Origin of the sequence: Streptomyces sp. BK239 (assembly GCF_004217285.1) — a bacterium.
GTDB lineage: Bacteria > Actinomycetota > Actinomycetes > Streptomycetales > Streptomycetaceae > Streptomyces.
The window spans coordinates 60,711-74,191 of sequence record NZ_SHKS01000009.1 but is presented as its reverse complement, the minus strand read 5'-3'; the positions used below and the strand labels follow the sequence as shown (position 1 = coordinate 74,191).

Below are 13,481 nucleotides of genomic sequence, written 5' to 3'. Positions count from 1 at the left end.
GTGGTACCGGGGCACAGGCCGATCAAGGGTTCGGTGAGAGTTCCCGCCGTGACCCTCACCACCGGCCCGGGTCCGCCGCGGATACGCTTCGGGGGTGAGTGGTGAGCAGAAGCCCGTCGTGCCGGAAACCGCAGGCCCGCGCCCGCGTCGTCTGACGTATGTCGCCGGCCTCGTCGCCCTGGAGGGATTGGCGCTGCTCGTCGGCGGGGTGTGGATCCTCGTCCTCGGGGTGGCCGGCGATCCCGACGACCGGAGCCAGGCCGTCACCGGCGGGGTGACGCTGGCGGTGCTCGCGCTGCTGCCGCTGCTGGCCGCCCGCGGGCTGCTGGGCCGCCGGGGCTGGAGCCGGGGCCCGGCCGTGATCACGCAGATCCTGGCGCTGCCCGTCGCCTACAACCTGCTCCAGGCCGAGAGCATGGCGATCCCGGCGGGCATCGCCCTCGCCGTCGTCGCCGTCTCCGCTCTCGTCCTGCTCGTCAACCCCGAGACGACCCGGGCCCTCGGGATCCGGGGGCCCGGCAAGAACGCCGGTGGCGGCGACGAGGAGAAGTAGCCTCCTCACTCCTCGACGAGGAGCTTCTCCCGCAGCTGGGCCAGTGTGCGCGCCAGCAGGCGCGAGACGTGCATCTGCGAGATGCCGACCTCCTGCGCGATCTGCGACTGCGTCATGTTCCCGAAGAAGCGCAGCAGCAGGATCCGCTTCTCGCGGGGCGGGAGGTCCTCCAGGAGCGGCTTCAGCGACTCCCGGTACTCCACGCCCTCCAGCGCCTCGTCCTCCGCGCCGAGCGTGTCGGCGACCGCCGGGGACTCGTCGTCGGTGTCGGGGACGTCCAGCGACAGCGTGGAGTAGGCGTTGGCGGACTCCAGGCCCTCCAGCACCTCCTCCTCCGAGATCGCCAGCTTCTCGGCCAGCTCGTGGACGGTGGGGGAGCGGCCGTGCAGCTGCGACAGCTCGGCGGTCGCCGTCGTCAGCGCGAGGCGCAGCTCCTGGAGCCGGCGCGGCACCCGCACCGCCCAGCCCTTGTCGCGGAAGTGCCGCTTGATCTCGCCGACCACCGTCGGGGTCGCGTACGTGGAGAACTCCACACCGCGGTCCGGGTCGAAGCGGTCGACCGACTTGATCAGGCCGATGGTGGCGACCTGCGTGAGGTCGTCCAGCGGCTCGCCGCGGTTGCGGAAGCGGCGGGCGAGGTGCTCGACGAGCGGCAGGTGCATGCGGACCAGCCGGTTGCGCAGCTCCGCGTACTCGGGGCTGCCGTCCTTCAGTCCGCGCAGCTCGACGAAGAGCGCCCGCGCGCCGCTGCGGTCCTGCGGCTCGCGCTGGTGGGGCTCGCGGCGCTGAGGCTCGTGCCGCGCGCCTGGCACGCCCTGTTCGTCGTCTCGCTCGTGCTCGCTCATCGTCCCGCCCGTCGCCCTCTGTCGAGCCTTTGTCTCAGCCCGGCCGGGGGTACCCCCGATCCGCCTCTCCCGAGACGGCTCCTGCACGGCGCCGCCCGCCAGGCCGGCCCCCACGGAGGCCTGGTCGTCCTCCGGATGCGGCCGCGCCTGCTCGGGAATGCCGTCGACGCCCATGCGCCGGGAGGCGTCCGAGGAGAGAGGCGCCCCGGCGCCCTCGGCAGGCAGCCCCCGTGTGCCGCGCTCTTCGTCCCGCACCGGCCCGTCCCCGTTCCTCACGCCGGCCCGGGTCCCGCGCCGCGTTGTTTGTAGAGGCTGATCGAAACGGTCTTGTCCTCGTCCACGGCGGAGGAGACCTTGCCCGCGAGGGCGGACAGCACGGTCCAGGCGAAGGTGTCACGCGAGGGGGCGTGGCCGTCCGTGGTCGGGGCCGAGACGGTGACCTCCAGTGAGTCGTCGACCAGGCGGAAGACACAGCTGAGGACGGAACCCGGCACGGCCTGCTGGAGCAGGATCGCGCACGCCTCGTCCACCGCGATGCGCAGGTCCTCGATCTCGTCCAGGGTGAAGTCCAAACGGGCCGCGAGGCCGGCCGTGGCCGTCCGCAGCACCGACAGGTAGGCACCCGCAGCCGGCAGCCGGACTTCCACGAAGTCCTGGGTCGCGGGCTCGCCTGCGATCTGGGACACCCTCACCTCCAAGGTGGTACAAGCTTTTCAGGGCCGAGGGTCACCCCCCGGGTAACGCGTGTGTGGTGCAGCGGTGACGCTATCGCGCTCTCAAGTCTCCTGTCCCGGGACCCCAACCCCATGGCGTCACTCACAGTAAACCTGTGAACACGCTCCGTGTCTAGGGGTCTGTCCGGCCCAAATGGGAACAGGGCGCGCCGGGTTGACGTACCCATGCGTCAGATGCTCGAACCGTACCCGCTGGACGGCCCGGCCGCCGGGGGGCGGTTCGGGCCACGACCTGCGAGGTTCGCCGAGCATGCGGCGCTCACACGAGGACGTGGTCGACGAAGCACCAGCGCCAGTTCTCACCCGGTTCGAACGTCCGCATGATCGGGTGGCCCGACTCCTTGTGGTGCTCCGTCGCGTGGCGGCCCGGCGAGGAGTCGCAGCAACCGACGTGCCCGCACGTCAGGCACAGCCGCAACTGCACCGGGTGGGTGCCGTTGCGCAGGCACTCCGGACAGGTCTCGCCGAGCGGGTCCGGTGGGGGGTGCGGCAGCGCGTCGGCGTGCGTGCACTGTTTCATGATTGCCAGGTTACGACGCGCGCGCGGGCGACCGCGCGGAAAATCGAGGGCGGGACGACATGGACGTGATGCCACTGCTGTTGCTGGTGGCGGGCAGTGCGGCGATCGCCGGGGCGGCCCGGCGCACCCCGGTGCCCGCCCCGCTGCTCCTGGTGGCGGTCGGCCTGGCCGCGTCGTACGTGCCGGGCGTCCCCGACTACACCCTCGACCCGCACATCGTCCTGCCGCTGCTGCTGCCCCCGCTGCTGTACACCTCCGCCACCGACAGCTCCTACCTGGACCTGCGCGCGCAGCTGCGGCCGGTGGCGCTGCTCTCGGTCGGATACGTCCTGTTCGCCACGGTCGCCGTCGGCTACGCCGCCCACCTGCTCGTCCCCGGCCTGCCGCTGACCGCCGCGCTGGTGCTGGGCGCGGTGGTCGCCCCGCCGGACGCGGTCGCGGCGACCGCGGTGGCCCGCAGGGTCGGACTGCCCTCGCGGATCACCACCATCCTCCAGGGCGAGTCCCTGCTGAACGACGCCACCGCGATCACCGCCTACAAGGTGGCCCTCGCGGTCGTCGTCGGCACGGGCGCGTCCTGGGCCGGCGGCGTCGAGGAGTTCCTGGTCGCGTCGGTCGGCGGCACCGCCGTAGGGCTCATCCTGATGGCGCCGCTGCACTGGCTGCGCACGCACCTGAAGGAGCCGCTGCTGCAGAACACGCTGTCCCTGCTGATCCCGTTCGTCGCGTACGCCGCCGCCGAGCAGTTCCACGCCTCCGGCGTCATCGCCGTGGTCGTCGTCGCCCTGTACCTCGGTCACCGCGCGTGGGAGGTCGACTTCGCCACCCGCCTCCAGGAGGAAGCGGTGTGGAAGATGGTCGCCTTCATCCTGGAGTCGGCGGTCTTCGCCCTGATCGGCCTGCAGCTCCAGATCGTCCTGAAGGGGCTCGGCGCGTACGAGGGCCTGGACGCCGCCTGGTACGCCGTCGCCCTCTTCATCGTCGTCGTCGCGGTCCGCTTCCTGTGGGTGTACCCGGCGACCTTCCTGCCGCGGCTGGTGTCGGCGCGCATCCGCGCGCGTGAGGAGAACCCGACCTGGCGGGGACCGATCGTCGTCGCCTGGGCCGGCATGCGCGGCGTGGTCTCCCTCGCCATCGCCTTCTCCGTCCCGCTCACCATCGACGACGGCGCGGAGCCCTTCCCGCACCGCAACCTGATCCTCTTCCTGACGTTCACCACCGTCATCGGCACCCTGGTCGTGCAGGGGCTGACCCTTCCCCCGCTGATCCGGCTGCTGAAGTTCCCCGCGGTCGACCCGCGGGCCGCCACGCTCGCCGAGGCCAACGCGCAGGCGCAGGCCTCCCGGGTCGCCGAGGAACGCCTGGACGCCCTCCTCGAAGACGAGCGCAACGCCCTCCCCCCGCCCCTCGCCGACCGTCTGCGCATGGTCCTGGAGCGCCGCCGCAACGCCGTCTGGGAGCGCCTCGGCCAGGTCAACGAGGTCACCGGCGAGACCGTCGACGACACCTACCGCCGGCTGTCCCGCGAGATGATCAGCGCCGAGCGCGAGGTGTTTGTCCGCCTCCGCGACGGCCGCCACATCGACGACGAGATGCTGCGCACGCTGCTGCGCCGGCTCGACCTGGAGGAGGCGGCCGCTTTCCGCGAAGCGGGATGACGTCAGGCGGGGAACGGGGAGCCCGTGACCACCGCCGTGACCTGGGCGCCACGCGGGAAGGCGCCCTCCTCCGCGAGGGCGGTCAGGGCCCACAGCGCCTTGGCGACGTAGAGACGCTCGACCGGCAGGGCGTGCCGTTGCTCGAAGTCGTCGGCGAAGGCGTCGAGGGCGGCCGGCACGCGCGCGTACCCGCCGAAGTGGAAGCGCTCGTCGAGCCGCCACCGGCCGCGCGGCCCGCCGAACGCCTCCGCCTGCAGGGCCCGGACCTCGTCGCCGAGGAAGCCCCCCTTGAGGACGGGTATGCCCAGCGCCGACTGGCCGGGACCGAGGCCTGCGGCCAGCCCGGCCAGGGTGCCGCCGGTGCCGCAGGCCAGGGCGACGACGTCGCCGCGTCCCCGCAGCTCCTCGCCCAGCGCCCGGCAGCCGCGGACGGCCGCCGCGTTGCTGCCGCCCTCGGGGACGACGTACGCGTCCTCGGCGCCGGCGGCGCGCAGAAGGGCCGCGAGAGCGTCCGGCTCGCTCTTGCGGCGGTAGGCCGCCCGGTCGACGAAGTGCAGCCGCATCCCGTCGGCGGCGCAGCGGGCCAGGGAGGGGTTCAGCGGGCGGTCCGCCAGCTCGTCCCCGCGCACCACCCCCACCGTGGGCAGGCCGAGGAGCCGGCCGGCGGCGGCCGTGGCCCGCAGATGGTTGGAGTACGCGCCGCCGAACGTCACCACCGTCCGCCCCCGCGCCGCGGCCAGGTTCGGCGCCAGCTTGCGCCACTTGTTGCCGATCAGCTCCGGATGGATCAGGTCGTCCCGCTTGAGCCGCAGCCGCACTCCGCGCCGGGCGAACCGCTCGTCGGCCACCTCCTGCACGGGCGAGGGCAGCCGGGGGCGCAGCGCGGCGGGATCGAACGGAAGGGAGCTGGTCACCAGGCCATTGTCGAACATCGTTCGGACGGGGAAAGCGCTCTTCCCAGGCCCCCGGTGATCCATTCCCCCTCGTTCGTGTAATAGCACGAGCACCCTGCGTGATGGAAGGCTTGCCGACGAGACAGTGCATCGGCGCACCACGGCGTCCGTGCATGACCGGGAGGGCAATTCCTTATGTCGGTAGGCGAAGAGGTCCGCGCCGAGCAGGGCAAGCCGCAGCAGAGCCTCGGCACCGCGGCCGCGCGGAACCTGGCCACCACGACCAAGTCCGCACCGCAGATGCAGGAGATCAGCTCCCGCTGGCTGCTGCGGACGCTGCCCTGGGTGGACGTGCAGGGCGGCACGTACCGGGTGAACCGGCGACTGACGTACGCGGTCGGCGACGGCCGGGTCACGTTCGTCAAGACCGGCGACCGCGTCGAGGTCATCCCCGCCGAGCTGGGCGAACTGCCGGCGCTGCGCTCCTACGAGGACGAGCAGGTGCTCGGCGAGCTGGCCCAGCGCTGCCGCCAGCGCGAGTACGCCCCGGGCGAGGTCATCGCCTCCTTCGGCAGCCAGACCGACGAGGTCCATCTGCTGGCGCACGGCAGGGTGGAGAAGATCGGCACCGGCCCCTACGGCGACGACCAGGTCCTCGGCGTCCTCGCCGACGGCGCCTACTTCGGCGACCAGGCGCTCCTGGACGGCGAGTCCATCTGGGAGTACACGGCGCGCGCCGACACCACCTGCACGGTGCTGACGCTGTCCCGCGCCGACTTCGAGCAGGTCGCCGAGCGCGCCGACTCCCTGCGCGCACACCTGCGTTCGCTGCTCTCCATCCCCGCGCAGCAGACCAACCGCTACGGCGAGAAGTCCGTCGACCTCGCCGCCGGCCACGCCGGAGAGGCCGACATCCCGCACACCTTCGTCGACTACGACGCCCAGCCGCGCGAGTACGAACTGAGCATCGCCCAGACGGTGTTGCGCATCCACACGCGGGTGGCCGACCTCTACAACCAGCCCATGAACCAGACCGAGCAGCAGTTGCGGCTGACGGTCGAGGCGCTCAAGGAACGCCAGGAGCACGAGCTCGTCAACAACCGGGAGTTCGGGCTCCTGCACAACTGCGAGTACGACCAGCGGCTCCAGCCGCACGACGGCGTGCCGAGCCCGGACGACCTGGACGAGCTGCTCAGCAGGCGGCGCGGGACGAAGATGCTCCTCGCCCACCCGCGCACGATCTCCGCGATCGGGCGCGAGCTGAACAAGCGGGGGCTCGTCCCCGAGACGATCGACATCGCCGGCAACCGCATCCCGACCTGGCGCGGGGTGCCGATCTACCCGTGCAACAAGATCCCGGTCACCGAGGCCCGGACCAGCTCGATCATCGCGCTGCGTCTCGGCGAGCAGGAGCAGGGCGTGATCGGGCTGCGCCAGTCCGGCATCCCGGACGAGATCGAGCCCAGCCTGTCCGTGCGGTTCATGGGCATCAACGAACAGGCGATCATCAAGTACCTGGTCACGGCCTACTACTCGGCCGCGGTGCTGGTGCCGGACGCGCTGGGCGTCCTGGAGAACGTCGAGATCGGCCGCTGGCGGTGACCACGCCGGCCCTGACGCGCCGGTGGCGGGGGCGTCCGGGGGGCACGCGATGCCCGTCGGCCCTACCGCCGCCGCCGTCCGCGGACCCTGCGAGGGGGACCTCATGACCGAAGTGACGGACACCAGGCCCCATCCGGGCGGGGCACGGCAGCGGCGTTCCTCGGCCGCGAGCCGTGCCGAAGGCGGCCCACCGGGCGTGCCCGGCGCCGCACCGGCGGCCGCCGCCGAGGGGCAGGAGGCGGCGGCGATCCTGGAGGACGCGCGCGCCGTCGTCGACCCCGCCCTGCGCACGGCGCTGGAATCGCTGCCCGGCTCGATGCGCCGTATCGGGCTCTACCACTTCGGCTGGGAGCACGCCGACGGCACCCCGGCCGCGGGCAACGCCGGCAAGGCGATCCGTCCCGCGCTGGTCCTCGCCGCGGCCGCCGCGCTCGGCGGCCCGGCGGCCCGTACGGCGGCGGTCCGCGCGGCCGCCGCGGTGGAACTGGTCCACAACTTCACGCTGCTGCACGACGACGTGATGGACCGGGACGCCACCCGCCGGCACCGCCCCACCGCCTGGACCGTGTTCGGCGACGCCGACGCGATCCTCGGCGGGGACGCCCTTCAGGCGCTCGCCCTCGGCATGCTCGCCGAGGACCGGCACCCGGCGTCACCGGCGGCCGCCGCCCGGCTCGCGGCCTGCGTGGTCGAACTGTGCGCCGGGCAGCAGGCGGACACGGCGCTGGAGAAGCGGCACCCCGCCGAGGTCACCCTCGACGAGGTGCTCGTCATGGCCGAGGCGAAGACGGGCGCGCTGCTCGGCTGCGCCTGCGCGATGGGCGCGCTGTACGCGGGGGCGTCCGGGGAGGACGTCGAGGCGCTGGACTCGTTCGGCCGGCAGGCCGGGCTCGCCTTCCAGCTCATCGACGACGTGATCGGCCTGTGGGGCGACCCCCGGCGCACCGGCAAGCCGGCCGGTGCGGACCTGGCCGCCCGCAAGAAGTCCCTGCCCGTGGTCGCCGCGCTCACCTCGGGCACCCCGGCGGCCGCGGAACTGGCCGAGCTGTACGCGCGGCCGTACGACCCGGCGGACCTGGAGCGCACCACGCGGGCCGTGGAGCGGGCCGGCGGGCGCGAGTGGGCGCAGGAGCAGGCGGCCGACCGGATGGCCCGGGCGATGTCCGAGCTGGCCCGGGCGGTCCCGGAACCGGAGTCCGCTACGGGCCTGCTGTCCCTGGCGGAGTTCGTCACCCGGCGCAGCACCTGACGGCGGCAGCGGTGCCCGCCGACACCTACTCACGCCGGCGGGAACCGTCCTACTCTGAGGACATGGACAGGGAAAACCACGTCTGTCCCGATTGCGGGCAGGCCGTAGACACCGTCGTCCGGCGTCACAAGACGCTGGGCGCCTGGGTCCCGCGATGGGTAGCGGGTCCGTGCCACAACCCCGGCTGCGCGTCGTACGAAGAGGGAGGCGTCGAACTTCACGGTCACCCCGAGAACACCCACCCCACCTCCGAACCGGACCCGGCCGACACTCCAACGGCCCCCACGACCTGACCCGATATCCGTCACGTCCGACCACCGCCGGGCTCGCGTTCACGCGGGGCCCGGCGACCGTCGCGCACGGGGGCCCTCACACCTGCGGGTCGCGGGCGGTCAGGCAGTACAGCCCGCCCGCCGGGTCGCGCAGCACCGTCCAGTGCGGGTGGACGGCGACGAGGGTCGCGCCGAGCGCCTCGTGACGGGCGCGCACGGCGTCGATCCCGCCGCCGCACGCCAGGTCGAGGTGCGCGGACACGCCCCGCTCCTCGCCGAGCCGCTGGAGCAGGATCCTGATCGGCAGCCCCGCGGGCGGGGCGACCACGTGGAACCCGGGCAGCGAGCCCGGCCGGGACGTCCAGCCCTGGCCGGCCAGGAGGCCGCTCCAGAAGGCGACTTCGGTGTCGTAGGCGGACGGCGGGACGTCGACGCAGACCTGGTCCAGCCGGCTGCCGGCCGCCACGGGCGGCCGCGCGGACTCCCCGTGCCAGGGCACCGCGCAGAACAACTGTCCGGCGGGCGACCGCAGTACGGACCACCCGTCGTGCGCCGCGACGCTCTCCGCGCCCGACGCGCACGCCGCTTCCACGAACGCGGGCACGTCCTCGGCGCAGAAGTCGAGATGCGCCCCGCCGTCACCGCCGGTGACGCCCTGCGCCTTCACGCACGCGTCGGCGCCCGCCGGAAGCAACGTGACGAACTCGCCGTCCTCGCCGCGCGGCGAGGACACCCGCGTGTCCGTGACGGCGGCCCAGAAGGCACACGCCCGCTCGAAACCCCCGGCGGGCCGGTCGACGAAGGCGTACGTCCAGCGGACGAGGGCGGCAGGAGCGAGTGAACTCATCCGCCGATCGTAGATCGGCACGCGAGCGGCCCCACAAGACCGCACCCGGACCGCGACGGACGCCGGATCGGCGCCCCGCGGACCGGGTGCGGTCATGAAGACTCTGCGACGACAGCGGTCGGACGCAGGTCGAACGGCATGATCGGAGATCAGGCCTTCTTGGTCTCCCAGAAGATGCGGTCGATCTCGGCGATCAGCTCCAGGGCCTTCTCACCGGTCTTCGGGTCCGTGGAACCCTTGGCGGCCGACAGGGCCTTCAGGGTCTCGTTGACCAGCTCGTGCAGCTGGGGGTACTTCTCGAAGTGCGGGGGCTTGAAGTAGTCGCTCCACAGCACGGAGACGTGGTGCTTCGCGAGCTCGGCGCGCTGCTCCTTGATGACGGTGGCACGCGTCTGGAAGTGCGGGTCGTCGTTGGCGGCCATCTTCTCCTGCACGGCCTTCACCGACTCCGCCTCGATGCGGGCCTGGGCCGGGTCGTACACGCCGCAGGGCAGGTCGCAGTGGGCGCTGACCTTCACCTTGGGGGCAAACAGGCGGGAAAGCATGGAGCGTTCCTTCCTCGTGATCGTCTTCTCAGGTGGGACATTACTCCTCGCCGGACAGCTTTTCGCGAGTGCCCCCTAGGGCTTGGGACAAAAGTAGGAGGCGGGACCGAGACTGGTGGGGGAACAACCAGGGGAGGTGCCGGGATGCCGGAGCTGTCGCGTGAGACCGAGCGAACGAGGGCGGCCGCGCCCTTCGGGCTGGCGGAGGTGACCGGCCCGTCGATGGTGCCCACGCTCCGCCACGGCGACCAGCTGCTGGTGCGGTACGGGGCCAGGGTGAGGGCCGGTGACGTCGTCGTGCTGAGGCATCCCTTCCAGCAGGACCTGCTGGTCGTCAAGCGGGCCGTCGAGCGCCGCGCGGGCGGGTGGTGGGTGCTCGGGGACAACGCCTACGCCGGCGGCGACAGCACCGATTACGGCGCCGTGCCCGACGAGCTGATCCTGGGCAGGGTGCGGTTCCGCTACCGGCCGCTCGGGCCGGATCAGCGCTCGCCGCTGGCGCTGGTGCGCTGGGCGCTCTCCGCCGCCAGGCCGGTGCCGGCCGACCGGTCGGCCTCCAGGCGCTTGCGGGCGCGGTAGGCGGCCACGTTGGCGCGGGTGGCGCAGCGGTCGGAGCAGTAGCGGCGGGAGCGGTTGGTCGAGGTGTCGAGGTAGGCGTTGCGGCAGGGCGCGGCCTCGCACAGGCCGAGCCGGTCGACGCCGTACTCGGTCAGGTGGAAGGCCAGGCCCATCGCGGCGATGGCGGCGTAGCCGGCGGTCGCGTTGGAGGGGTGGTCGGCGAGGTGCATGTGCCACAGCGGGCGGTCGTCCTCGTCCCGGGTGTCGTGGCCGGAGATCTGGGGGCTGACCGGGAACTCCAGCAGCAGTGAGTTGAGCAGGTCGACCGCGAGGGTCTCGTCGCCGGCGTCGGCCGCCTCGAACACCGCGCGCAGCCGTCCCCGTACGGCGCGGAAGCGGGTCACGTCCGCGTCGGTGGCCCGGCGGGCCGCCGACCCGTTGGCGCCGAACAGATCCCGGACGGACTGGACCGACGTCAGCGAGTCCTTGCCCTGCGCCGGCGCCTCGCTGTTGACGAGACGGACGGCGTAGTCCGAGTAATGGGCCAGTTCCACTTGTAGTCCTTACGGGAGGGCTCTATGGTCGTGGTGCGGTCAGGTAACGACTGATCGTGCTTTCAGGGTATTACGTGTCGACCGACGAGGGGGCTCTCATGGGCATGGACACCGGGACCGACTGGCAGCGCTGGCAGCAGAGCTGGGACCGGCAGCAGGAGTGGTACATGCCGGACCGGGAGGACCGCTTCCGCATCATGCTCGACATGGTGGAGGCGCTCGTCGGCACCGCCCCGCGCGTCCTGGACCTCGCCTGCGGCACCGGCACCGTCACCGCCCGGCTGCTCGCCCGCTTCCCCGACGCCACCAGCACCGGCGTCGACCTCGACCCGGCCCTGCTCACCATCGCCGAGGGCACCTTCGCCGGCGACGACCGCGTCCGCCTCGTCACCGCCGACCTCAAGGACCCGCACTGGACGGCGAAGCTGCCGTACGACTCCTACGACGCCGTGCTGACCGCCACGGCCCTGCACTGGCTGCACAGCGAACCCCTCGCGGACCTCTACGGCCGGATCGCGGGACTCGTCCGCGACGGCGGCGTCTTCATGAACGCGGACCACATGATCGACGACACCACGCCCCGGATCAACGCCGCCGAACGGGCGCTGCGGCACGCCCACATGGACCGGGCCAAGGAGACCGGCGCCGTCGACTGGGCCCAGTGGTGGCAGCTCGCCGCCGCCGACCCCGTCCTCGCCGGACCCACCGCCCGCCGCTTCGAGATCTACGGCGAGCACGCCGACGGCGACATGCCCTCCGCCGCCTGGCACGCGCGCGTACTGCGCGAGAAGGGCTTCGCCGAGGCCCGGCCGGTGTGGTGCTCGCCGTCGGACACCCTGCTGCTCGCCCTCAAGTAGGACCCCGCACACGCGAAGGGGGCGGTACGAAGGATCTCGTACCGCCCCCTCACCCGGGTCGGGTCACAGCACCTTGGACAGGAACGCCTTCGTCCGCTCGTGCTGCGGGTCCGTCAGGACGTCGCGAGGGTTGCCGGACTCGACGACCACGCCGCCGTCCATGAACACCAGGCTGTCGCCGACCTCGCGGGCGAAGCCCATCTCGTGGGTGACGACGACCATCGTCATCCCGGACTCGGCGAGGTCGCGCATGACGTCGAGGACGTCACCGACCAACTCCGGGTCGAGGGCCGACGTCGGCTCGTCGAACAGCATCAGCTTCGGGTCCATCGCCAGCGCGCGGGCGATGGCCACCCGCTGCTGCTGGCCGCCGGAGAGCTGCGAGGGGTAGTTCCCGGCCTTGTCGGCCAGACCCACCCGGTCCAGGAGCTGCGTCGCGCGCTCCTTGGCCTGGGCCCTGCTCGTGCCCTTGACCTGGACCGGCGCCTCCATCACGTTCTCCACCGCCGTCATGTGCGGGAAGAGGTTGAACCGCTGGAACACCATGCCGATGTCCCGGCGCTGCAGCGCGACCTCGCTGTCCTTGAGCTCGTGGAGCTTGTCGCCCTTCTGCCGGTAGCCGACCAGGTTCCCGTCGACGTACAGACGGCCGGCGTTGATCTTCTCCAGGTGGTTGATGCACCTCAGGAAGGTCGACTTGCCGGAACCGGACGGGCCGATCAGGCAGAACACCTCGCCGGACTGGACCTCCAGGTCGATGCCCTTGAGGACCTCGACCGCGCCGAAGGACTTGTGGACGCCCTCGGCCTTCACCATCGCGGTCATGCCACGCTCCTCGATCCGAACAGGTTCGCCTTGATCTTCTGGAAGACCGTCGGCGGCAGGCTCCGGCTGGAACCCCGCGCGTAGTAGCGCTCCAGGTAGTACTGGAAGACGCTGAACACGCTGGTCATGACCAGGTACCAGATCGACGCGACGAAGAGCATCTCCATCACGGCGTACGACTGGGAACCGATCACCGAGGTCGAGCGCAGCAGTTCGTTGTAGGTCACCGCGTACACCAGCGCCGAGGTCTTCAGCATGTTGATGAACTCGTTGCCGGTCGGCGGCACGATCACCCGCATGGCCTGCGGGATCACGATCCGGCGCAGCGTCTTGCCGTGGCTCATGCCGAGCGCGTGAGCCGCCTCCGTCTGCCCCTCGTCGACGGCCAGCAGGCCGGCGCGGCAGATCTCGGCCATGTACGCGGCCTCGTTCAGGCCGAGGCCCAGCAGGGCGCACATGAACGGCGTCATGACGTCCGTCATCTCGTCCTTGTAGATCGGACCGAGGTTCAGGATCGGGAAGATCAGCGCCAGGTTGAACCACATCAGCAACTGGACGTAGACCGGGGTGCCGCGGAAGAACCAGATGTACAGCCAGGCCACGCTGTTGGTGACCGGGTTCTTCGACAGCCGCATCACGGCCAGCAGCACGCCCAGCACCACGCCGAGCACCATGGACAGGAGGCTGATCAGCAGCGTCCGGCCGGCGCCCGCGATCACGGTCGAGTCGAACAGCTTGTCGGACACCGACTGCCAGCGGATGTCGCCGTGCGCGAAGGCGTTGACCAGCAGTGCGAGGAGTGCGAGAACGACGACGGCGCTGACCCAGCGGCCGTAGTGGCGCACGGGTACGGCCTTGATGGCCTCCGGCGGGCCGGCGAACGCCGAGTCCTTCGTCACCGGAGGCTGGTCGGCCGGCGGTGCGCCCGCGCCGGACTTGTCGAGCTTGTCAGTCATGGGGACTGCCCTT

At 72.0% G+C, this 13,481-nt stretch carries 15 protein-coding genes; 6 read left to right on the top strand and 9 right to left on the bottom strand.

Going from position 1 to position 13,481, the window contains the following annotated elements:
* Positions 1–94: 94 nt before the first annotated feature.
* Positions 95–553, top strand: a complete 459-nt coding sequence (locus tag EV567_RS24405; RefSeq protein WP_130443650.1) for a hypothetical protein — start codon at positions 95–97, stop codon at positions 551–553.
* Positions 554–558: 5 nt separating this feature from the next.
* Here EV567_RS24405 and EV567_RS24400 read toward each other — a convergent pair whose 3' ends face one another.
* From EV567_RS24400 to EV567_RS24390, 3 genes are all read right to left on the bottom strand, one after another.
* A complete protein-coding gene (locus tag EV567_RS24400; RefSeq protein ID WP_130443648.1) occupies positions 559–1,674 on the bottom strand; it encodes an RNA polymerase sigma factor SigF in 1,116 nt (371 codons plus the stop codon).
* Positions 1,671–2,084 (bottom strand): anti-sigma regulatory factor, encoded by a 414-nt coding sequence (locus EV567_RS24395; RefSeq protein WP_004925829.1) that lies wholly within the window; start codon positions 2,082–2,084, stop codon positions 1,671–1,673. Before EV567_RS24395 ends, EV567_RS24400 begins: the two co-directional genes overlap by 4 nt.
* Before the next feature lie 307 nt (positions 2,085–2,391).
* The gene (locus EV567_RS24390; RefSeq protein WP_130443646.1) at positions 2,392–2,652 is read right to left on the bottom strand and encodes a UBP-type zinc finger domain-containing protein; all 261 of its coding nucleotides are present in this window, start codon (positions 2,650–2,652) and stop codon (positions 2,392–2,394) included.
* A 59-nt stretch (positions 2,653–2,711) separates the two neighbouring features.
* Between EV567_RS24390 and EV567_RS24385 the strand changes: the two genes are divergently transcribed.
* Positions 2,712–4,310 carry a Na+/H+ antiporter gene (locus EV567_RS24385; protein WP_130443644.1) on the top strand — a complete coding sequence of 533 codons (1,599 nt, stop codon included), beginning with the start codon at positions 2,712–2,714 and terminating at the stop codon, positions 4,308–4,310.
* A 2-nt stretch (positions 4,311–4,312) separates the two neighbouring features.
* On the opposite strand, the gene EV567_RS24380 is transcribed toward EV567_RS24385, so the two are convergent.
* A complete protein-coding gene (locus EV567_RS24380) occupies positions 4,313–5,242 on the bottom strand; it encodes a 1-aminocyclopropane-1-carboxylate deaminase/D-cysteine desulfhydrase (protein ID WP_130443642.1) in 930 nt (309 codons plus the stop codon).
* Between the two features lie 156 nt (positions 5,243–5,398).
* Between EV567_RS24380 and EV567_RS24375 the strand changes: the two genes are divergently transcribed.
* Entirely contained in the window at positions 5,399–6,805 is a 1,407-nt protein-coding gene (locus EV567_RS24375; protein WP_130443640.1) for a family 2B encapsulin nanocompartment shell protein, read from the top strand.
* Positions 6,806–6,908: 103 nt separating this feature from the next.
* On the top strand, positions 6,909–8,054 hold the full coding sequence (locus tag EV567_RS24370) for a family 2 encapsulin nanocompartment cargo protein polyprenyl transferase (protein ID WP_130443638.1): 1,146 nt from the start codon (positions 6,909–6,911) through the stop codon (positions 8,052–8,054).
* 369 nt (positions 8,055–8,423) lie between these two features.
* On the opposite strand, the gene EV567_RS24360 is transcribed toward EV567_RS24370, so the two are convergent.
* Positions 8,424–9,173, bottom strand: coding sequence for a VOC family protein (locus tag EV567_RS24360; protein ID WP_130443634.1), 750 nt, complete (start codon positions 9,171–9,173; stop codon positions 8,424–8,426).
* A gap of 149 nt (positions 9,174–9,322) precedes the next feature.
* Positions 9,323–9,718 carry a superoxide dismutase, Ni gene (sodN, locus tag EV567_RS24355; RefSeq protein WP_130443632.1) on the bottom strand — a complete coding sequence of 132 codons (396 nt, stop codon included), beginning with the start codon at positions 9,716–9,718 and terminating at the stop codon, positions 9,323–9,325.
* A gap of 144 nt (positions 9,719–9,862) precedes the next feature.
* Between sodN and sodX the strand changes: the two genes are divergently transcribed.
* Positions 9,863–10,297, top strand: a complete 435-nt coding sequence (sodX, locus tag EV567_RS24350; RefSeq protein ID WP_130443630.1) for a nickel-type superoxide dismutase maturation protease — start codon at positions 9,863–9,865, stop codon at positions 10,295–10,297.
* On the opposite strand, the gene EV567_RS24345 is transcribed toward sodX, so the two are convergent.
* Positions 10,201–10,830, bottom strand: a complete 630-nt coding sequence (locus EV567_RS24345) for an ABATE domain-containing protein (RefSeq protein WP_130443628.1) — start codon at positions 10,828–10,830, stop codon at positions 10,201–10,203. The two genes, sodX and EV567_RS24345, sit on opposite strands and share 97 nt — an antisense overlap.
* Before the next feature lie 98 nt (positions 10,831–10,928).
* Here EV567_RS24345 and EV567_RS24340 point away from each other — a divergent pair, with 98 nt between their 5' ends.
* On the top strand, positions 10,929–11,687 hold the full coding sequence (locus tag EV567_RS24340; RefSeq protein ID WP_130443925.1) for a trans-aconitate 2-methyltransferase: 759 nt from the start codon (positions 10,929–10,931) through the stop codon (positions 11,685–11,687).
* 63 nt (positions 11,688–11,750) lie between these two features.
* Here the strand turns inward: EV567_RS24340 and EV567_RS24335 are convergent, their stop codons facing one another.
* Together EV567_RS24335 and EV567_RS24330 are read right to left on the bottom strand one after the other, a co-directional pair.
* The gene (locus EV567_RS24335) at positions 11,751–12,512 is read right to left on the bottom strand and encodes an amino acid ABC transporter ATP-binding protein (RefSeq protein ID WP_130443626.1); all 762 of its coding nucleotides are present in this window, start codon (positions 12,510–12,512) and stop codon (positions 11,751–11,753) included.
* Positions 12,509–13,468: an amino acid ABC transporter permease gene (locus EV567_RS24330; protein ID WP_130443624.1), complete on the bottom strand. Its 960-nt coding sequence runs from the start codon at positions 13,466–13,468 to the stop codon at positions 12,509–12,511. Before EV567_RS24330 ends, EV567_RS24335 begins: the two co-directional genes overlap by 4 nt.
* Positions 13,469–13,481: the final 13 nt, after the last annotated feature.